Here is a 1,069-nt window from a genome sequence, read left to right as displayed (position 1 = left end):
ATGACTGTCTAAATGCCCCATTCGATAGGCCTGCCCTGCAATAAAATGCCTTAATCTGAGCACATCATCGCTAAAAGAGCTGGCTTGTAAATGAGCGTAATATTCATTTTTACGTTGATAACATACGTAAGCAATCGCTTGTTCGCCTAAATGTTCAATGCAGTAACAAGCTGACTCTGCCAACGTGCTAGCTCCGCATGTGAGCATTACAATACGATCATCCCAGACAAATAAACTCGATTCACTCAGTAAATAAGCATCACAATATTCATTACTTATTGACGATAAAATGTCTGCATTTGAGGCAGCAACAAGCTTCAGCCAAAATGTTCGATCTAAAGATCGTAATTTAGGCGCTGATGCATTCACAATTATCTCTAATTTTTTTTCTGAACCTTCAAAAAACATGTGTTACTACTCAGCATCCATTCTAATTAGAGATGTTTGTATTAAGATGTAATGTAAATGCTCAGGCTAGCTTAATTCAAGGAAAAACGCAGTTTAGTGGTTCAAATGAGCACTTTTCAACGATGAAATACCTATTAATGGTAACTGCCTGAGTCGTTGCACGTATCTTAGCAACTTAAAAGCCTAGCAACCTGAGGTCACTAGGCTTTTTTAATAACAAGTTAACATCACTTAGTCGATAAGATTAAAAATCTTCTAAGTAAGTGTAACCTTTAAGCCCTAACTGTAACTCTTCTAGAATGCTGGCACGCTCTTCTTCAACAATATGCTGATTCACAAGCTCTTCATAGGTGCGCATAAAGTCAACAGCATCTAAGTTCACATAACGTAAAACGTCAGCAACTGTGTCGCCTTCTAAAACAGATTCAATCTGGCTTAAACCACGCTCATCAATACGCACAACCGCAGAGTTGGTATCACCAAACAAGTTATGCATATCACCCAAGATTTCTTGGTATGCGCCAACCATGAAGAAACCAATCAAATATGGGCTGTCGGCGCTCCATGCTGGGACTGGCAACGTGGTTTCAATGCCTTGACCGTCAACATATTGATCAACAATACCATCTGAGTCACAGGTAATATCTAACATAACCGCACG

Annotated in this window: 2 pseudogenes; both read right to left on the bottom strand. The window is 39.4% G+C overall.

Annotated elements, in window-relative coordinates:
- Positions 1-408 (bottom strand): annotated as a pseudogene (locus CXF78_RS01575) (S-adenosylmethionine decarboxylase proenzyme); the annotation flags it as partial.
- A gap of 244 nt (positions 409-652) precedes the next feature.
- A pseudogene (locus CXF78_RS01570) lies at positions 653-1,069 on the bottom strand (arginine decarboxylase); the annotation flags it as partial.

Source organism: Shewanella sp. 11B5 (genome assembly GCF_002836795.1).
Classification (GTDB): Bacteria; Pseudomonadota; Gammaproteobacteria; order Enterobacterales; family Shewanellaceae; genus Shewanella; species Shewanella frigidimarina.
Note: the sequence above shows the minus strand (reverse complement) of the source record. Positions and strands in the feature narration are given on the sequence as shown.